15 protein-coding genes are annotated in these 20,436 nt (G+C 40.2%); 6 read left to right on the top strand and 9 right to left on the bottom strand.

Going from position 1 to position 20,436, the window contains the following annotated elements; translation table 11 throughout:
• Window positions 1-238: 238 nt before the first annotated feature.
• On the top strand, window positions 239-2,314 hold the full coding sequence (locus H5089_RS10310) for a M13 family metallopeptidase (protein ID WP_154903909.1): 2,076 nt from the start codon (window positions 239-241) through the stop codon (window positions 2,312-2,314).
• A 36-nt stretch (window positions 2,315-2,350) separates the two neighbouring features.
• On the opposite strand, the gene H5089_RS10305 is transcribed toward H5089_RS10310, so the two are convergent.
• The 4 genes from H5089_RS10305 to H5089_RS10290 form a co-directional block, all read right to left on the bottom strand.
• Entirely contained in the window at window positions 2,351-3,451 is a 1,101-nt protein-coding gene (locus H5089_RS10305) for a phosphotransferase enzyme family protein (protein WP_182712158.1), read from the bottom strand.
• Window positions 3,452-3,473: 22 nt separating this feature from the next.
• Window positions 3,474-3,872 (bottom strand): 8-oxo-dGTP diphosphatase MutT, encoded by a 399-nt coding sequence (mutT, locus tag H5089_RS10300; protein WP_007377262.1) that lies wholly within the window; start codon window positions 3,870-3,872, stop codon window positions 3,474-3,476.
• Window positions 3,873-3,940: 68 nt separating this feature from the next.
• Window positions 3,941-6,649 (bottom strand): preprotein translocase subunit SecA, encoded by a 2,709-nt coding sequence (secA, locus tag H5089_RS10295; protein ID WP_182672761.1) that lies wholly within the window; start codon window positions 6,647-6,649, stop codon window positions 3,941-3,943.
• A 371-nt stretch (window positions 6,650-7,020) separates the two neighbouring features.
• The gene (locus H5089_RS10290) at window positions 7,021-9,048 is read right to left on the bottom strand and encodes a methyl-accepting chemotaxis protein (protein WP_182712157.1); all 2,028 of its coding nucleotides are present in this window, start codon (window positions 9,046-9,048) and stop codon (window positions 7,021-7,023) included.
• A 116-nt stretch (window positions 9,049-9,164) separates the two neighbouring features.
• On the opposite strand from H5089_RS10290, the gene H5089_RS10285 reads away from it, so the two are divergent.
• Window positions 9,165-9,935: an NADP-binding protein gene (locus H5089_RS10285; RefSeq protein ID WP_182682814.1), complete on the top strand. Its 771-nt coding sequence runs from the start codon at window positions 9,165-9,167 to the stop codon at window positions 9,933-9,935.
• On the opposite strand, the gene hutH is transcribed toward H5089_RS10285, so the two are convergent.
• The 3 genes from hutH to hutC all read right to left on the bottom strand — a co-directional run bounded on the left by hutH (window position 9,932) and on the right by hutC (window position 13,917).
• Window positions 9,932-11,467, bottom strand: coding sequence for a histidine ammonia-lyase (gene hutH, locus H5089_RS10280; RefSeq protein WP_182712156.1), 1,536 nt, complete (start codon window positions 11,465-11,467; stop codon window positions 9,932-9,934). The genes H5089_RS10285 and hutH overlap by 4 nt on opposite strands.
• Window positions 11,468-11,469: 2 nt before the next feature.
• Complete coding sequence (hutU, locus tag H5089_RS10275; RefSeq protein ID WP_182712155.1) at window positions 11,470-13,143, bottom strand: urocanate hydratase; 1,674 nt, start codon at window positions 13,141-13,143, stop codon at window positions 11,470-11,472.
• Window positions 13,144-13,209: 66 nt separating this feature from the next.
• Window positions 13,210-13,917 (bottom strand): histidine utilization repressor, encoded by a 708-nt coding sequence (gene hutC, locus H5089_RS10270; RefSeq protein ID WP_002959947.1) that lies wholly within the window; start codon window positions 13,915-13,917, stop codon window positions 13,210-13,212.
• 119 nt (window positions 13,918-14,036) lie between these two features.
• Between hutC and hutI the strand changes: the two genes are divergently transcribed.
• Together hutI and H5089_RS10260 are read left to right on the top strand one after the other, a co-directional pair.
• Window positions 14,037-15,284 (top strand): imidazolonepropionase, encoded by a 1,248-nt coding sequence (hutI, locus tag H5089_RS10265; RefSeq protein WP_182696196.1) that lies wholly within the window; start codon window positions 14,037-14,039, stop codon window positions 15,282-15,284.
• Window positions 15,285-15,404: 120 nt separating this feature from the next.
• Window positions 15,405-17,069: an EAL domain-containing protein gene (locus tag H5089_RS10260; protein ID WP_182712177.1), complete on the top strand. Its 1,665-nt coding sequence runs from the start codon at window positions 15,405-15,407 to the stop codon at window positions 17,067-17,069.
• Here H5089_RS10260 and H5089_RS10255 read toward each other — a convergent pair.
• Window positions 17,066-18,115, bottom strand: coding sequence for a formimidoylglutamase (locus tag H5089_RS10255; RefSeq protein WP_182712154.1), 1,050 nt, complete (start codon window positions 18,113-18,115; stop codon window positions 17,066-17,068). The two genes, H5089_RS10260 and H5089_RS10255, sit on opposite strands and share 4 nt — an antisense overlap.
• Window position 18,116: 1 nt before the next feature.
• The gene (gene rraA / locus H5089_RS10250) at window positions 18,117-18,614 is read right to left on the bottom strand and encodes a ribonuclease E activity regulator RraA (protein WP_002959955.1); all 498 of its coding nucleotides are present in this window, start codon (window positions 18,612-18,614) and stop codon (window positions 18,117-18,119) included.
• A 201-nt stretch (window positions 18,615-18,815) separates the two neighbouring features.
• Here rraA and H5089_RS10245 point away from each other — a divergent pair, with 201 nt between their 5' ends.
• Together H5089_RS10245 and H5089_RS10240 are read left to right on the top strand one after the other, a co-directional pair.
• Complete coding sequence (locus tag H5089_RS10245) at window positions 18,816-19,355, top strand: phosphatase PAP2 family protein (RefSeq protein ID WP_024596307.1); 540 nt, start codon at window positions 18,816-18,818, stop codon at window positions 19,353-19,355.
• Entirely contained in the window at window positions 19,352-20,383 is a 1,032-nt protein-coding gene (locus tag H5089_RS10240; RefSeq protein ID WP_002958362.1) for an MJ1255/VC2487 family glycosyltransferase, read from the top strand. The genes H5089_RS10245 and H5089_RS10240 overlap by 4 nt, the downstream gene beginning before the upstream one ends.
• Window positions 20,384-20,436 lie beyond the last annotated feature (53 nt).

Raw genomic sequence — 20,436 nt, 5'->3', positions numbered from 1 at the left:
ATTTTTACTCCTGCTATATTCAAGAATTTAATGGAGTTGGTATGTGATACCAACCTGCATAAATCTTTGATCAATTTAACGAATTAAATTGCACTATAACGTCGTTAAAAATTTTTTATTTAGAACAACTAGATACAAAAACTTTTGCTTAGTTCTAGCGTAATTTTCTTAACGTTAATTAGACCCCATACATAAGCAGATTGGTATGATTTAATTCTAACTAACAAACGGAATCATTATGAATAAAGTAACAATGGCCGCTGCGAGCATAGCGCTTGCACTTGGTCTAGTAGGTTGTGGTGAAAAACAACAAGAAGCTAAAGTAACCGACACTCCTGTAGTAACAGCACCCGCTGAAAAGCCACTAGAGCTTGGTATTGAACTAGCGAATATGGATAGTTCAGTACGCGCACAAGACGATTTTTATTATCATGTAAATGGACAGTGGTTAGCAAAAACTGAAATACCAGGTGATAAGTCTAACTACGGTTCTTTTTCGCAGCTATATGATGAGTCACAAAAAGCGATGAAAATTGCCCTTGAAAACGCAGCCGCGAATAAGGCCGCTAAAAAAGGCAGTGATGAGTATAAAATTGGCGCATTTTATAAAAGCTACATGAATCAATCTGCGCGTAATGAGCTAGGTATTACGCCATTACAACCGTCATTAGATACAATTGATAGCGTTAAATCTAAAGCTGACTTAGTGGGTTTAATGGCTAAAATTCAAAAACAAGGCGGTACTTTACCGTTTGGTTGGTTTGTAAATAACGATGCTAAAAACTCGAGCGAGTATGCATTGTATTTATCTCAGTCGGGCCTAGGTTTACCAGATCGTGATTATTACTTAAACGATGACGAAAAATTCACTAAAATTCGCGCTTCTTACGAGCAATACATCACAGATGTTTTAGCAAAATCAGGCGTTAAAAATGCAGCAGAAGCTGCCAAGAGCGTACTTGCATTTGAAAAAACACTAGCTGATGCTCAATGGAGCCGTGTGCAAAGCCGTGACGCAACTAAATCTTACAACAAGATGACAGTAGCAGACGCAAGCAAGTTGATGGGGGAGCTTGATTTAGCTGCATTCTTTAAAGATGCAGGTGTGAGTGCAAGTGATATTATTGTACGTCAACCAAGCTACTTAGAAGCACTTGCTACTATTTATAAAGATACTGATTTAGCGACGTGGAAAAACTACTTAAAATTTCATTTTGTAAGTGGTTATGCAGAGCTACTTAGCGAAGATTTAGTTAACCTTAACTTTGACTTTTACAGCACAACACTTCGTGGCGTAGAAGAACAAGCACCTCTTTGGAAGCAAGCGGTTGATGCATCTAACAGTGTACTAGGTGAGATTTTAGGTAAGGTATACGTTAAAGATAACTTCCCCCCAGAAGCTAAAGCACGCATGGAAGAGTTAGTTGATAACGTAATTAAAGGTTATGGCGTTGCTATCGAAAATCTTGAGTGGATGAGCCCTGAAACAAAGCTTGCAGCGAAAGAAAAATTAGATAAATTTACGCCTAAGATTGGTTACCCAGACACGTGGAAAGATTACTCAGAGCTAGAGATTAACTCAGATGAGCTAGTAGGTAATTACATCCGTTATAGCGAATGGGCATACGCAGATATGATTGCTAAATTGGGTAAACCAGTTGATCGCTCTGAATGGCACATGACTCCGCAAACAGTCAATGCTTATTACAACCCAGTAAACAACGAAATTGTATTTCCAGCCGCTATATTACAACCACCATTCTTTAATTTAGAAGCGGATGATGCTGTAAACTACGGCGCAATTGGCGCGGTAATTGGGCATGAGCTTGGCCACGGTTTTGACGACCAAGGTGCTAAATACGACGGTGACGGTAACTTACGTAACTGGTGGAGTGAGACTGACCTTAAGCAATTTGAAGAGCGTACAGCGGCTTTAGTTGCACAGTATAACGAATATAAACCATTTGAAGATGCAAGTGTTAATGGTGAGCTAACGCTTGGCGAAAACATTGGTGACTTAGGTGGGTTAACCGTTGCGCATAAAGCGTATATGCTATCTTTAGGTGATAAAAAAGCACCCGTGATAGATGGTTACACAGGCGATCAACGTTTCTTTATGGGTTGGTCACAAATCTGGCGTCGTAACTACCGCGATGAAGAGTTACGTAATCGTTTATTAACAGACCCTCATTCACCAAGCCACTACCGTGTAATCGGTATCTTGTCGAACATGCCTGAGTTTTACGAAGCGTTTGACGTAAAAGAAGGTGATAAAATGTATATCAAACCAGAAGATCGCGTAAAAATCTGGTAATTGCATTGCTATAAATAACAAAAAACCAGTAAGTTTTTAGCTTACTGGTTTTTTTGTATCTTGAATTTGTTCATCGACTAAGCACGCGTGCATCCATTCTTCGTTACTCAGTATGCTTTTATAAAGCGCGAGTTGGTTTTGTGCTCGCTCTAAATTATGCTCTGCATGAGATACTTTAAAGTACACATCGTTATTTAAGTAATCAGTTAAAAAGCGCACACTTAACATGAGCGGCATTATTTTAGCGCCTAATAATAAGCTTTCTTGCTCTAGTATACTCATGCTATTTTTTAATGGCGTTACATAGCCTTTTACAATGGCTGAAAATATATCTTTTCGAATAACAACGTTGTGTAAGTTTGTTGAATCCTCGGCTTCGGGGGAGCAAAATGTACGTACCATGTCGCCAAAGTCATAAAGCCAAAATCCTGCCATGCAGGTGTCTAAATCAATAACTGCTTTTGCTTTGTGAGTTGTATTACAAAACAGCATATTATTTATTTTTGTATCGTTATGACACACTCTAAGCGGTATGTGTTTAGCTACCTGACTAAGCTCAGTAATTAAATGCTGCTGCGTTAAGCAATATTCTATTTCGTCAGCGCAGTGCTTTACTCTATTAACTACGTTGTTAGTGATTGCGGTATTTAATTGCTCAAAGCGCATCGCTAAGTTATGAAAATCAGGGATTACAGTGTGTAGCTGTTGCGCATCAAAATCTTGTAATGCATGAGCAAATACGCCAAAGGCGTAAGCCGCTTGCTCGCTCTGCTGGGTATTTTTAACAACGTCTTCGCTGTAGCTATCGCTAATATAGTTAAGGACGCGATAATACGCATTATCAATTTTTATTAAGTGTTCATCGTTTTGTGTAGCTATATGTTTGATTATTTCAAGCGGGTAATTATTTTGCAGTTGTTTAGCATTTAAATGCTGCTCAATCAGTTTTGCATTACTCACTAACTGAGCAGGGTTTTTAAATACCTCAGTATTAAGTTTTTGCACAATAAATTGTTTATCAATACTTGTAAGTAGCCATGTACTATTTATATGACCGCTACCAATCGCACTAACTTGAGTTAACTCAGGGGGCAGTGCTAACAGTTCGCTTAGCTTATTTTGTATTGAGATATTCATTGTGCTCACTTATGCCCTTTTTTTATGCGTATCGGGCAACTATTTTTTCGATAATTTCAGCATTCGCTTCAGGAAAATCATAATTTTCTAATTCAGTAATTGCTACCCATTCGCTAGGTTGCCCTTCAGCGCCATGTGCTTCACCGCTAAAGTTACTTACTACGTGTACATCTAATTTAACGCATTTATCGCCGTAGTCATGTTCAATCACCATCAATTGGCTAGAGCTGTGAATGGTTAGTCCAACTTCTTCAATAAGCTCGCGTTTAAGTGCAACAAACACACTTTCTCCAGCTTCAACTTTACCACCAGGAAATTCCCATAAACCGCCTTGATGTTGTTCATCTGCACGTTTACAAATGAATATAGCGTTATTTTTCTTAATAACACCAACAGCTACATGTACAATTTCTATAGTCATTACTTTAAAACTCCATAAAAAAAAGCGACGCTAGCGCCGCTTTTTAATAAGCTACTGACAATATTGGGTTACTTTAATTTACCGCAACACTGTTTGAATTTTTGACCTGATTTACAAGGACAAGGGTCATTACGACCTACTTTTGGTTCTGTACGAGCCATTACTGTCGCTGTTTCTGGCGCTTCGCCACCTACGTGCTCAGCTTCTTCATGTTGGTATTCGCGAGGAGCATTTTCACTTTTACGGTGTTGCTCTTCTACTTTTTCAACATCTTCTTCTGCGCGTACTTGTACTTTACTTAGAATGCTTACAACATCTACTTTCAAGTTTTCAAGCATTTCGGAGAACAGCTCAAACGATTCACGCTTGTACTCTTGCTTAGGATTCTTTTGCGCGTAACCACGTAAATGAATACCTTGGCGTAAATGATCCATTGCAGCAAGGTGATCTTTCCAATGCTGATCAAGACTCTGTAGCATAATCGCTTTTTCGAATTGACGTAAAACAGAATCGCCAACTTGCTCTTCTTTTTGCTTGTATGAATGCTCAACCGCCTGCTCAATACGCTCACGAAGCTTTTCTTCGTATAGTTTATTGTCATCTGCTAACCACTGAGTAATAGGTAACTCAATTAAGAAGTCTTGTTTTAAACGCTCTTCAAGGCCAGGAATGTCCCACATTTCAGCAAGGCTTTGCGGTGCAATGTACTGATCAATTGTATTGCTAAGTACGTCACCACGAATTGCAGTAATAGTTTCTGAAATATCACCTTCTTCAAGTAGTTCGTTACGCTGAGAGTAAACAACACGACGTTGATCGTTTGCTACATCATCGTACTCAAGTAGTTGCTTACGAACGTCGAAGTTACGTGCTTCTACTTTACGCTGTGCATTTTCAATCGCACGGTTTACCCATGGATGTTCAATTGCTTCACCGCGTTGCATGCCTAATTTACGCATCATGTTAGTCATGCGCTCACCGGCAAATATACGCATTAGCGCATCGTCCATCGATAAGTAAAAACGGCTTGAACCAGCATCACCTTGACGACCAGAACGACCACGTAATTGGTTGTCTATACGACGAGATTCGTGACGTTCAGTACCAATGATATGTAAACCGCCGGCATCAATTACTGCATCATGGCGAATTTTCCAAGCTGCTTTAATTTCAGCAATTTGCTCATCAGTTGGGTTTTCAAGTTTTTCAACTTCACTGTTCCAGTTACCACCTAACACGATATCGGTACCACGACCGGCCATGTTTGTTGCAATTGTTACTGTTCCTGGTAGGCCAGCATCTGAAACGATGTCAGCTTCTTGCGCATGAAATTTAGCATTAAGTACGTTGTGCTTAATTTTTTCTTTGCGTAAAAACTGCGATAAATACTCAGAGCTTTCAATTGAAATAGTACCAACAAGCACCGGTTGTCCACGGTCTTGGCAGTCTTTAATATCAATTAAAATAGCTTCGTATTTTTCTTCTTGCGTTAGGTAAACTAAATCGGCGCGATCATCACGAATCATCGGCTTATTAGTTGGCATAACAACAGTATCTAGGCCATAAATTGACTGAAACTCAAATGCTTCAGTATCGGCTGTACCTGTCATACCTGCTAACGTTTCGTATAAACGGAAGTAGTTTTGGAACGTAATAGAGGCAAGTGTTTGGTTCTCGTTTTGAATTTTTACACCTTCTTTTGCTTCAACAGCTTGGTGTAAACCTTCTGACCAACGACGACCTTCCATTGAACGACCAGTATGCTCATCGATAATAATTACTTCGTTTTCTTTTACAACGTAATCAACATCTTTTTGGTATAGCTTATGAGCACGAAGGGCGGCATAAACATGGCTTAGTAGCGTAATGCTTGCTGCTGAATAAAGCGAATCGCCTTCTTCAATTAAGCCGCGCTCAGTAAGTAGCTCTTCTACTTTAATTTGACCACGTTCTGTTAAATGAACTTGCTTAGATTTTTCATCGATAGTGTAATCGCCGTCACCTTCAATGCCTTCTTCGTCTTCTTTTTCTTGAAGCTCAAGTAAAGGAACGATGGTGTTTATTTCAGTGTATAGCTCAGAGCTATCCTCAGCTGGGCCTGAAATAATCAGCGGGGTACGTGCTTCATCTATTAAGATTGAATCCACTTCATCGACTACAGCATAGAATAATGGACGTTGAACTCGTTCATCAATGCTAAAAGCCATGTTGTCACGAAGGTAGTCAAAACCAAATTCGTTATTAGTACCGTATGTAATGTCGGCAGTATAAGCGAGCTTCTTTTGCTGCGGCATCATACCTGGTACGTTACAGCCTACTGTAAGGCCTAAAAATTCAAATAACGCACGGTTGGTTTCAGCATCACGTTTAGCAAGGTAGTCATTCACGGTAATTACGTGAACACCTTTGCCTGTTAAGCCGTTTAGATAAGCTGGTAGAGTAGCTGTAAGTGTTTTACCTTCACCGGTACGCATTTCTGCAATGCGACCTTGATGTAAAACCATACCACCTAATAACTGCACGTCGAAATGACGCATGCCATTTACACGCTTTGACGCTTCACGTACCACAGCAAAAGCCTCTGGTAGAATGTCGTCAAGGCTTTGTCCGTTATCGTAACGTTCTCTAAACTCAGCTGTTTTAGCTCTTAAATCTTCATCAGAAAGCGCTTCAAGTTGCGTTTCTAGCGCATTGATTAGCGCGACCGTCTTTCTTAAGTTTTTAATAGTGCGGTCATTGCGACTACCAAAAAGCTTGGTAAATAAATTAGATATCATGATAAAACCGTTACAATGTATTCTTTGTCAGCCGAGTATCGGCTAACCCATTTTTAACAATTGGTAATTAATATGTGCTTTTAAGTAACACTTAGAACATATTAATTAGCAATTTTGTATTAAACCGTTCAAAAAGCACTGTTTATTACGTGCGCTACTATACCAGACTCTGCCAAACAACAAACTATCTCAATAAAAAGATCGGTGTATAAAATCGAAAAATTTGATCTGGTTCGTAAAAATCACTTTGTATTACTCAATTACAGTAAAAATAGCAGCGAACTGTAAAGATATGGTGCTAAATAAATTAAAAACAAGGGTTATAGTTGTGCTTAAGTTTTACGCTTAAACACAACTATTAAATACATGTTTTATAATTTAAATTGATTAACCGTTTTGTTAAGCGCCGCAGCTAAATCACTTAAGTCACGAGCTTCGTCAGCGAGGATGTGCGCATGGTCAGCGGTACTGTTCACTAAGTTATTAATTGCCGAAAGGCTCGTATTAATATCCTCAGCAACAACAGTTTGCTCCTCGGTAGATGTGGCTATTTGATGACTTTGGTCTTGTACTTTAGTAACCGACTGCGCAATATTGTGAAGTGAGCTAAGCACTTCTTTAGTTTGAAGCACTGAGCCCTCGGTTTGATCTTGTCCTTGTTGCATCATTACTGAGGCTTGTTGAGCTATTTGCTGCAAGCGCGAAATCATATTTCGAATATCGTCTGTTGATTCTTGTGTGCGACTTGCTAGTGAACGTACTTCATCAGCAACAACGGCAAAGCCTCTACCGTGTTCACCGGCACGAGCAGCCTCTATGGCCGCATTAAGTGCAAGTAAGTTGGTTTGATCAGCAATGGAATTAATTACATCGACTAATGCACCAATGTTATTACTTTCTTGCTCAAGACCTGCAACCACTTTAGATGCTTCGCCAATATGTAATGCCAGTTCAGTCATTACTGTTTGCGCCTGTGTAGAACGGCTAGCTCCTTCAGCTGTAATTGCTTGTACTTCTTCAGCTGCGTTATTTGTGTGTTGTGCGTTACGTGATATTTCAAGCACAGTAGTCGCCATTTCAGTTACCGCTGCGCTCACGCTATCAACTTGCTGCTTCTCTTGCTGAATTTCAGAATTTGTTTTCTCAGAAACACTTCTTAGCTGGGCCGCTGCATTACTTAGTTGTTCTGCTTGCGCTGCGGTATCAAGCATCATGGCGTGCAACTTATCAATAAAAGTGTTCATGTGGTTGGCCAGCTGTCCCACTTCATCTTGACTATTAATATAAATTTTTTGAGTAAGATCGCCTTCGCCCGATGCTATATCACGCATAATGTGCGTAAGCGTTGTAATGGGTTTTGAAATCATGTGGGTAGCCCATAAAATCATGGCTAATATAATGATTAAGATAATAATTACCGCCGTTGTTGTAGCGGTTACTGCAGCATTTACGGGCTCTTCAATCATAGTAGTTGGGATAAGTAGACCTACATACCAATCTATATAAGGCTGCTCTAGCTGCAGACGATGGTAAACCACATAAAACTGCTCACCTTTAAAAGTAACCATTTGGCTGCCTTCAAGGTTATTTCGCATTTGTGTATTTAACTCTTTAAAGCCTGCTGTATTTGTAAATTGTTGCTCAAGCGCATCGAGCCCTTCTTTACCGTTTGCACCTTCATCTGTAATTGAAAGTTTATGCCCAGTGGCCTTTGAAAAATGAACTACTTTTTGATTACCATCGAGTAAAAATCCATAACCTTGGCCGTTAAAGCGAATATTTTCGACCATGTCGTTAATTTTGTTTAATTGTAAATCAACACCGCCCATACCAATGAGTTTTCGCTGAGCGTTATAAACAGGTTGTTGTACTACTGCGGATGCTACGCCTGTGGTTAAATCAACAGAGATTGGACCTACGTAAAGCTTGTTAACTTGCATGGCTTCTTGCCACCACCCACGCTTGTAAGCGTAATAAGGCTGGCCGTTGTAGTGACTTGTACGCTCGTTTTCTTTAAAGTATTCACCGGTGGTTGCTGAGGCAAAAAAGGCCGATAAAATGTTTTCGTCATTTGAGCTTAAACGCACAAAGTCTTGGTTTACTTCGTTGTAACCTGGCGCGCTTTCGAGTGCTTGATCGCGTGTATCCCAATTTTCAAAAAAGTTGATTAAATGTGGGTTATTAACAAAGGTTGATACCATTTTACCGTACATCGCGAAGTAACTTTGCATTGAAAGTTGCTCGGTCTGTAGATAACTTTGTGCTTCGTTTTCTATGTTTTCTCTAGAGAGATTGGCAATGTGTTTAACAAAAAATGTTGAGGCGATAATTAGTAAAACGGTAATTGTTCCACCAATCAATAATAATATTTTCTTCCGTAATGATAAATTATTTAGCATGAGTACACATATTTTTATTATTTATGAAATTATATCTAATCATATCTTACTTAAAATCTCTATAAAGTTAGATAGAAAGAACTAATTATGCGTTTAAAATAAAGGCTTATACAAAAATGACAAATAAAAGTAATAAATTAGTAGTATTAGGTGCAGGCTGGTTAGGACATGCTTTATGCGTAAGTGCACAAAAAGCTGACTGGCAAGTACAAGGAACGCATAGAACAGATATACACGAGTTTGACTTTGAGCGTCAGTTTACACTTGAAGATGGACAATTAAGGCATCAAGTTGATTTACAAGGTGCTTATTGGGTATGTGCTATTCCACCACGTAGCAGGCACAGTGAAAGTAATTATCCTGAAACACTCACCGCAGCGCTTAAGCTTTCAAAGGAGCTAAACGCAAAGGGCTTTTTATTGTGCTCATCAACCGGGGTGTACGATCAAGAGCCTGGTGTATATAGTGAAAGTAGCGATATTTCATGCACAAACGAGCGCCAAATAAAGCTTTACGAAGCTGAAGAGCAAGTGCTTGAACAAGATGGCAAAATACTTCGTTTAGCTGGCTTACTAGGGCCTAATAGAGAACCGGGGCGTTTTGTGGCAGGTAAAGAGCTCAATACATCAAGTGAGCAAGTGGTAAATATGGTGCATCAACAAGATGTAATTAATGCTATTTTTGCGGTGATAGAGCACTGGCAAGTAGGGCAAAATATTTATAATGTGGTTAATCCTGCGCACCCCACAAAAGCTGAATACTACGCTATGAAGTGTCAGCAACATGGTGGTGAAATGCCAACGTTTACAGGAACTGATTCGGCTGAGCGAAAAATATTAGGCTCAGCCATTGAAGCCTTAGGGTTTAGCTATCAGCACGGTATTTAATATGCTGAAGGCAGGGGACTGCTCTCTATAAAGTCGCATAGCTTACCTTCACTTAGTAATGTATTAGCAGCTTCGATATCGGGAGCAAAGTAGCGGTCTTTATCATAATAACTTACATGCTCGCGTAACAATGCTTTAGCGCTTTGCACTTTATCTGATGGTTCAAGCGGCTTTCTAAATTCTAGCCCTTGAACCGATGCTAACCATTCTATTGCCAAAACACCTTGGGTATTATTGGCCATTTCATCTAAGCGCCTTGCTGCAAAGGTTGCCATAGAAACATGATCTTCTTGATTTGCAGATGTAGGCAAGCTATCAACCGAAGCCGGATGCGCTAATGATTTGTTTTCTGATGCAAGCGCTGCTGCGGTAACTTGGGCAATCATAAATCCTGAATTTACCCCGCCGTTTTCAACTAAAAATGGCGGTAATTTGGATAGGTTTGAATCAATAAGTAATGCAATTCGCCTTTCTGCTAATGCGCCAATTTCTGCAATTGCGATTGCTAAGTTGTCAGCGGCCATTGCAACGGGCTCTGCATGAAAGTTTCCTCCCGATATTATGTCGCCTACATCGGCAAAAACTAGCGGATTATCGGTTACACCGTTTGACTCGCATAGTAACACTTCTGCAGCTTGGCGTATCTGAGTTAGGCAAGCACCTAGCACTTGAGGCTGGCAGCGAAGGCAGTATGGATCTTGTACTTTTTCACAATTGACGTGGGAGTTACTAATCTGAGAGTGCGTATCGAGTAGCTCTCTAAATACTTGAGCGGTATCTATTTGTCCGCGCTGTCCGCGAATTTCATGAATACGTGCATCAAATGGCGCGCGACTGCCCATTGCGGCTTCTATACTTATCGAGCCGATAACGCAGCTTTGTGCATATAGGTTCTCGCTTCTAAATAGGCCTTGTAGTGCAAACGCAGTCGACGCTTGTGTGCCATTTAATAATGCTAAGCCTTCTTTGGCTGCAAGGGTAAGGGGTTCAAGTCCCGCTATTTTTAACCCTTGTGCTGCGCTAATTATTTCTCCTTTATGTCGCATTTGACCTTCAGCTAATAAAGGTAGACACATATGCGCAAGAGGGGCTAAATCTCCCGATGCCCCCACGGAGCCTTTTTTAGGCACGCATGGATATACTTCGCTACTAAGCAGCTGCATAAAAAATTGGATTACTTGCAGGCGAATGCCCGAATAGCCACGTGAAAGCGAGTTTACTTTTAAGGTGATCATTAACCTTACTGTGCTGTCATCCATGTATTCGCCAATACCTGCAGCGTGTGAAAGCACAATGGAGCGCTGTAATAATTCAAGTTGGTCGTCGGCAATTTTAGTATTGGCTAATAATCCAAAGCCGGTGTTAATTCCATATACAGTGCGGTGTTCATTAATAACATTTTGAACGGTTTGCGCGCTGGCTGCTATTTGCGACTCGGCATGCTTTGCAAGGCTCAGCTTTACCGGTGAATTATTAATTTTTCTTAGTGTGTTTAAATCAAGTGATCCGGGTGTGATAGTAAGTTCGAACATGATCATTCCTCGTTTAACATAGGTAGGTCTAAATTTTGTTCTTTAGCGCAGTTTTTTGCTATGTCGTATCCGGCATCAGCATGGCGCATTACACCTGTTGCAGGGTCGTTCCACAGTACGCGAGCAATACGCTCTTTAGCTTCATCAGTACCATCGGCAACAATAACTACACCAGAGTGCTGACTAAATCCCATTCCTACACCGCCACCATGATGAAGCGACACCCAAGTAGCGCCACTTGCGGTATTAAGCAGTGCGTTGAGTAATGGCCAATCTGATACTGCATCTGAGCCATCTTTCATGCTCTCTGTTTCGCGGTTAGGGCTGGCAACTGAGCCAGAGTCGAGGTGATCGCGACCAATAACTATAGGGGCTTTAAGTTCGCCATTTTTAACCATTTCATTAAAGGCCAGTGCAAGGCGTGCTCTATCTTTTAGGCCAACCCAGCAAATGCGTGCAGGTAAACCTTGGAATTGTATGCGTTCCCGCGCCATATCAAGCCAGTTATGTAAATGTGCATCATCAGGAATAAGCTCTTTTACTTTAGCGTCGGTTTTATATATATCTTCAGGGTCGCCTGATAATGCTACCCATCTAAATGGTCCAATCCCTTCACAAAATAAAGGGCGAATATAGGCAGGCACAAATCCAGGAAAATCAAACGCGTTGGTAACACCCTCATCAAACGCCATTTGACGAATATTATTACCGTAATCAGTAGTGGCGGCACCGGCTTTTTGTAGTGCTAGCATAGCTTTAACTTGGACTGCCATTGATTGTTTAGCGGCTTTTACTACGGCTTTTGGATCTTGCTCACGCATTTTTGCTGCGTACTCCATTGTCCAGCCTTGTGGTAAGTAACCATTTAATGGATCGTGAGCAGATGTTTGATCTGTGACTACATCAGGGGTAATGCCTGTTTTAACCAGTGTACTAAATACATCGGCAGCGTTACCTAGTAAACCCACTGAGAGGGCTTTACCTTTAACACATGCATCGGTTATTAATTGCAGTGCGTGTTCAAGATTTGTTGCTTTTACATCAACGTAGCCTGTTTTTATACGAAAATCGATACGGCTTTCATCACATTCAACAACCAGTGCACTAAACCCAGCCATTGTAGCTGCAAGTGGTTGCGCACCGCCCATACCACCAAGACCACCTGTTAATACCCATTTACCACTAGCGCTACCTGCAAAATGTTGCTTTGCCATAGCTACAAAGGTTTCGTAAGTTCCTTGTACTATGCCTTGCGAGCCAATATAGATCCAAGAACCCGCCGTCATTTGCCCGTACATCATCAAGCCTTTTTTATCGAGCTCGTTAAAGTGCTCCCAATTTGCCCAGTGTGGAACAAGATTTGAGTTAGCAATAAGCACGCGAGGCGCATTACTGTGGGTTTTAAATACACCAACGGGTTTTCCTGATTGTACAAGCAGGGTTTCGTCGCTTTCGAGCCTATCGAGGGTTTCTATAATTTTGTCATAACTTGGCCAATCACGAGCTGCTCGGCCAATACCACCATATACAACAAGTGCATGAGGATGCTCTGCAACTTCAGGGTCTAAATTATTCATTAGCATGCGCTTAGCAGCTTCTGTTTGCCAGCTTTTAGCACTTATTTTATCTCCATGAGGTGCACGTATTACGCGACTTGTGTCGAGTCGGTTGTTCATGTTTTGCTCCTGTTGTATATACAAGGTGATTTGTTATAAAAAAAGCGCAGTAAGCGCTATTGTTTGTTATTTTTTAAATGTTAAGTGGCCACCTAAGCGATATTTACTGCCTGGTGATACAAGGCGCGCAAAGCTTACAATGCCTTTAACAGACCAGGTGCGTCGGATTACTTGTAAGCATGGCTCTTCATTATATAAGTTTAACCATTGGCACATTTCGCTGTTTGGCATAATGGCCTCTACTGTATGCCTTGCTTGGGTAAGTGGGGCAACACTAGATAGATATTCATGTGGTGTAAGCATGCTAAAGTCTTGTTGTAAGTAGCCAGTCGCAAGGGCAGGATTTACAAAACGCTCTTCTAGCTGCAAAGGGCTGTCGTTTTCGTTATGCACAAGTACACTTCGATATACAACACTGTCAACCTCAACACCAAGTGCAATGGCAATAGGTGCGACTGCATTTATTGATTCGAGTATGAGTACGCTACAGGTGTAGTTGCCGTTACGCTCTTTTACTTCATCAGCAATATTTTTTATTTCAAGTAACGATGACTGCGATTTAAATGTAGCTACAAATGTACCTAACCCTTGGCTGCGGGTTAAAATACCTGCCTCGGTTAATTCGCTTAGTGCTCTGCGGGCTGTCATCCTGCTTACACTAAATTGACTACTTAGTTCGTTTTCAGAGGGAACACGTTGGTTTTCTTGCCACGTACCGCTGCGTATTTTATCAACAATGAATTGTTTTATTTGCGCAAATTTAGGTGTCGTCATTAAATTTATGGTTACATTAAAAATAAACTATATAAATAAGATGACACAATTACCTTGTATATACAAGATGGGTTGTTAGACTATATTTTCATCACTCTGGGCGTAAAAAGGGCTAAAAAATGCAAAGCACAACACAAAATTATGAGTTAGAAGAAATCGACTTACTTTTAACTGATGCCAATATTGCCACTATGGATAGCAATATAAATGCCCCTTATGGCGCAATCGAAAATGCTGCTATAGCCATTAAAAATGGTAAAATTGCGTGGATTGGAGAGCAATCAACATTGCCTAGTTTTGATGTGTTTGCAACGCCGACATTGAGTGTAAAAGGACAGTGGTTAACGCCGGGCTTAGTAGATTGCCATACTCACTTAGTATTTGCAGGTTCAAGATCGCAAGAGTTTGAACAGCGTTTGCAAGGCGTAAGCTATGAGCAAATCGCAGCACAAGGCGGTGGCATAGCAAGCACGGTTAAAGCCACAAGAGCAGCCGACCGTGAACAATTGTTTGTTGATGCAAAAGATCGCTTAAATACGTTATTAAAAGAAGGTGTAACCACCGTTGAAATAAAGTCTGGTTATGGGCTAGATACTGAAAATGAGATAAAAATATTAGAAGTCGCTCGTTTATTAGGTCAACATCACCCTATTGATATTAAAACTACTTTTTTAGGGGCGCATGCTCTACCGCCTGAATACAAAGGCCGTGCTGATGAATATATTGATTTAGTGTGTACTGACATGCTTGATCAGGTAGTGGCTAATAATCTTGCTGATGCAGTCGATGTATTTTGTGAAAATGTTGGGTTTAGTTATTCGCAAACCAAACGTGTTTTCCAGGCGGCTAAAAAGCATAACCTCCCAGTAAAATGCCATGCTGAGCAGCTATCTAATCAACAGGGTGCTAAGCTGGTGGCGCAGTTTAATGGCCTTTCGGCGGATCATATTGAGCATCTAGATGAAGAGGGTGTAAAAGCCATGGCAGACGCTGGGACGGTAGCGGTATTATTGCCAGGTGCATTTTATTTTTTAAGAGAAACTAAATTCCCACCTATTGAATTACTTAATCAATATAAAGTACCTATAGCTATTGCGAGTGATTTTAACCCAGGTACTTCACCACTATGCTCAGTGCACTTGATGATGAACATGGCATGCACATTGTTTAGATTAACACCTGAGCAAGCATTAGCTGGTGTTACTCGAAATGCAGCTAAAGCACTAGGTTTAGACGACCGTGGTATTTTAAAGGTTGGCGCAAGAGCTGATATTGCGCATTGGCAAATAAGTCATCCATCACAATTAAGTTACCAATTTGGCGTAAATAAACTGTTAAATTTATGGATTTTGGGTAGAATTAATTAGTTTGTATTATTTTTACCCACATATAACTTGGTTTAAACTTTTTTAGCGAATACGGATGCCGTTAATTTGAACATACTAACCGACAGTAATTTCCCAATATTTTTTAGTGGTGCACTATTAATGGCGATGATCGCCACTTTATTTGCTGTTAAAAATACCAGTATTAAATTTAGTTATTTATGCACAGCTGCTGTTGGTTTAGCTATCTTAAGCAGCGGTGCGGCTTGGCTTGCTATTTTACTAGCCTTTGGGTTTTGTTTTCACTTATGGCAAGCATTTGAGCGAAATAATTGGAGCATGATAATTACCAGCTCAATGGCTGGTCTTTTATTTGTTGTTCTATTTTCAGCTCATTTATTATTGGAAGTTCCGCTATTTTGGGTTGTGTTAGCAATATTATTATTAGCTATTGTAGGTTTTTTAAATGATGAAAGCGCTGAAATAGAAGTCGTTATAGAGCCAGAACCTGAAGGTGATACATTTGTTGAAGAGTCTCCGCTTTCAGTTTTTGCAGATAGAAAACAGTTACGCCAAGGTTACTATGCATGGTGCGACAACAAACAAATAAGCGCAGCGTTAATCGTTATTCGCCTTGAAGGCTTTGAGCAAGTTAACCAGCATATTGGACGCGACTTTGGCGATATACTGTTAGCGCAATCGGCTAATCGAATAAAAGAGCTACTTTCAAGTGACGAAATAGTGACTTTAACTGGACAAGAAAAGCTAGCCCACTTAGGGGGTCTTAACTTTGCATTTATTTGTAGTTTCGCGAATCAAAAACACTTACATGAATTAGTTATTGACCAAATACTGGGTGCAACGCTTAAGCCATTTAATGTTGCTAACTGCACTGTAGAAGTAAAAGCGAGAGCGAGTTATGTTGATTGTAATGAGCAAGATAACAACTTTGATAATTTAATATCGTACGCATATCTGGCACTCGATAGCCACCCAGATCGCAAGGTTGTGCCTTATCATCAACAAATGATGATTGAATTGCGAGAGCAACAAGCGCGACTAAAGGAATTAGCAAATATTGATTTTTCGAGCGAGTTAGAGCTTTATTTTCAGCCTATTATTTGTAACGAAAACGGTCAAATTGAGTTTTTAGAATTACTACTGCGTTGGCAGCACCCTAAGCAAGGGATTTTATCCGCTAACAGGTTTATCGACGACATTAGAATTGCAGGGCTTGGTTATCCACTCGCTAAATTTGTAATAGAGAGAGCTGCTGAGCTTGCAATGGCGCTTAGAATAGAAGGTATTTCTATACCGCTTAGCATTAACGTATTTGGTCCTGAAATGCTTAACGAAGAGTTTATTGAATTTGTTGATGTTGTTTTAAGTGAGCATCACTTGGAAGCTGGCGATTTAATTGTTGAATGCCCTTTGCATATTTTTACGGGACTAGATGATAAAGGCAGAGGCATGATCGCAAGGCTTAATAACATAGGCTTAAAAGTATGTGTTGATGGACTTGGTGATAACCCGGTACTGCTTTCTAAGTTACCAAGCTTAGCGGTAGAGTATATTAAGGTTTCACCTTCACTCACTGCTGACTTTAGTAATCAAAACAATATACGCAGTTTAGTTAGCGGAATGGTTGAAATGCATAACCAACAAAAAACAAAAGTGATTTTTGAAGGGGTAGAAACACTTGAGCAACTTAAGTTTGTAAAAAGCTTAAAAGGTTATGCTGCCCAAGGTTATTACTTTGGTCACCCGCTAAGTAGTATTGGTTTAATGAGCTGGCTAAAAGAGTGGCGATTAGTTCAACAGCGCTAAGTGTTTTCTTTGGCTTGTAGATAGCTATTCACAAGTGCACTGATCACTTGTCCTACATGGGCAGCACCGGCCTCAACTCCGTTAGGGTGCTGGCTAGGCGCTGCTTCACATAAATGTAAGTACTTAGAGTCGCGATGGTTTGCTGCTAAATGCACAAAGTGCTCAGTGTCATTCACACTAAATCCGCAACATGTGTACGCACTCACCGACATGTAAGTAATACTATCTAAATCAACTTCAATACCCAGTGGTAAATCGTTAAAATTACTTAATGCGTTTTCAATTGCCTGCGTGAGTGTAGTTTTTCGCTTAACTTGTATTGATTGATAGCTATCAAACGTAAAGTTAGCTTCACTCATTGCATCTATAATTGCTTGATTGTTTTTTATCTCATGTAAGCCAATAACGTGGTAATTACTTAGATGTTGCTCGTTATAAGCGTAGCGAAAGCCATTGCCGCTATGGCGACCTTCACATTCTCTAAAGTCGGCATGAGGGTCAAAGTTGATAGCATTAATAGGTGTATTTTTTGACTTACTCAGGGCACGGATAATTCCCAAGCAATTGTTATGACCTCCGCCAATAACGATTGGCTCAAGCCCCGCTTTAAAAATAAGGCTCAATACCGACTCTACGCGTTCATCAAGCTGTTGGCATAAATCTCGTAATTGAGTTAACTGCTGGCCTTGCTGATTATTAAGCTGGTTGCTTTGCGCCATTAAATCATCAGTATTAACTTCACCCAATAAAAGCACTTTTTGAGTGGCAATAAATTGATTGTGAGGTTGGTTTAAAAAGCGTTTTAAAAAAGCCGGCCATGCTTCGTTTGCACCGCCATTTCCTAAGTTTGCTTTTGGGCCGATATCTTCGCAAATACCCAGAAGTACATAGCGGATACCAAATTGAGCAGCGTCAACAAGTGCTTGTTGCAGGTTTACTTGGGTGTCGAGCAAGGCCATTGATTGCCATGCTTTTTTCTCATTTGCGCGGGTAGAGCAAAGTGTTCTAACCGCGCTTTCATCATATACTTTTAAATGGGAAGTCACGTTATACTTCTACAACTTCCAACTCTAATTCTTCTGCAGATAAAACAATGCCTGTGCTATCAGCATAAATAAAGTCGTCATCAAAAAATGATACCCCAGCAAAGTTAACGCCTATAGCATCTTCACCAGCACCTTCGCTGTCGGCTGCAACAGGGATTGAAGCAATTGCTTGAATGCCTAAATCAAGCTCTTCAAGCTCATCAACGTGGCGTACTGCGCCGTAAACAACAATACCATTCCAGTTGTTTTCAAGTGCTAGCTCAGCCAGTTCAATGTCGATTAGTGCGCGACGAGTTGAGCCGCCACCATCAATAAGAAGTACTAGGTCTGTACCATCTTGAGAAAGTAATTCGCGGATGAGTTCATTATTTTCAAAACATTTAACCGTTTTAATGCGGCCACCAAAGCTGTGTCGACCACCAAAGTTGATGAACATAGGCTCTAGCACGTCAACCACGTCAGCAAAGTGGTCGCATAAATCAGAAGTGCTGTAATCCATTATTTTATCCTCAAAAGGTACATTAATTTATATCTCAGTATACCCTCCTTATAAGCAATAACAACGACTTAATCGCAGTAAATTTAGGCAAAATAAGCGCTAAATCATTAATCGCAATAATAGTGTATTAAAAGCGTCACTCAATTGTTATTTACAACACATAAGCTAAATCGGTGTTCATATGTTATGCGATGAGGGATGGTGATGAATAATAATATGCTTAAAAAGGTAACTCAGATAGATGAGCAATTATTTTTAACTTTGTTTAATTGCAATTCACCGAGGTGGTTTAAAACAATGGCCTTTGGTTTGTCTAAAAGCGGTGATGGTGGGCTTTATATATTAATATGCTTAGCAGTGTGGTGGCTTAGTAATAATGAACAGCACCAATTATTGCCTGTCACTATATTAATTGGTTTTGCTATAGAAAGACCTATTTACCTACTAGCTAAAAATAGATTTGCTCGGATCCGTCCATGCGACTGCTTAGTAACAAATGCCTATATAGTACCAAGCGATAAATTTAGTTTACCATCGGGTCACAGTGCTGCAGCCTTTTTAGTGGCAATTATATTAAGCCATTTTTTCCCAGAATATGCATTACTACTATTTAGTTGGGCTACCGGCGTTGCTATGTCTCGTGTGGTATTGGGTGTGCACTTTCCTGCTGATATTATAATAGGCGCAACGATTGGTAGTTTTTGTGGTTTATTTGCGTTAGCACTCGTGGTGCCTGCATGAAAATATTGTATGGAGTACAAGGTACCGGTAATGGTCATATAACGCGCGCTCGGGTTATGGCAAGCTGCTTTAATAAGCTCGGTATTGATGTTGATTATGTGTTTTCAGGGCGCGCAAATAAAGATTACTTTGATATGCACGAATTCTCAGATTATAAAGCGTATCGTGGTTTGTCGTTTAGCACTGAAAATGGGCAAGTTAAAAATTTAAAAACACTTAAAAACATGCGAATTTGTAAGTTGGTGAGTGATATAAAATCGCTTGAGATAAAACAGTACGATTTTGTACTTAACGACTTTGAGCCTGTGACAGCATGGGCTGCAAAACGGGCAGGTATACCCGTTATTGGCATTAGTCACCAAGCAGCATTTTTGTCAGATAACGTACCTATGTTTGGTCGTGGCGTACTGAGAAAATCACTTATCAAGCATTATGCACCAGCGACTACCTACTTAGGCGTGCACTGGCAACCATTTGCAAATAATATAATACCGCCTTTTATTGCTCATCATAATCACGACAACCCTGTAGCAGTAATGAACAAGGTATTGGTATATTTACCTTTCGAAAACTTAGATAGCGTTGTTGATTATTTAAAAGACTTTCCCGAAAAAGAATTTTATTGCTATCACCCAAATGCCAGCAATCAGTCTTTTGGACATATACATTTACGAGCCCCTTCACGTTCTGGCTTTTTAAACGACTTAGCAAACACAAGTGGCGTTATTGGTAATGCGGGATTTGAGCTTGCCAGTGAAGCGCTTAAGTTAGGTAAAAAGTTACTATTAAAGCCTTTAGATGGTCAGTTTGAGCAAGCAGCAAATGCACAAACTTTATTTGCCATGGGCATGGCGCATGTTATGAACTATTTAAACCCACAAGCCCTTGATGATTGGAATAGCGCGCCGCAAAACAAGCAAATAAATTACCCCAGCGATCCCGCGCCTTTAATTGATTGGTTGGTTAAACAACAATGGAATAACACACAATCGTTACATAAAGGTTTGTGGGATAGTGTCGCCTTATAGCCATCACATTTAAACTGTTTAGAATTACCAATAATAAAAAGTTAAATTAATTA

The organism is Pseudoalteromonas sp. SR45-1, assembly GCF_014163655.1.
In the GTDB taxonomy this organism is placed as follows: domain Bacteria; phylum Pseudomonadota; class Gammaproteobacteria; order Enterobacterales; family Alteromonadaceae; genus Pseudoalteromonas; species Pseudoalteromonas distincta.
This window is presented reverse-complemented; position numbering and strand designations above follow the sequence as displayed.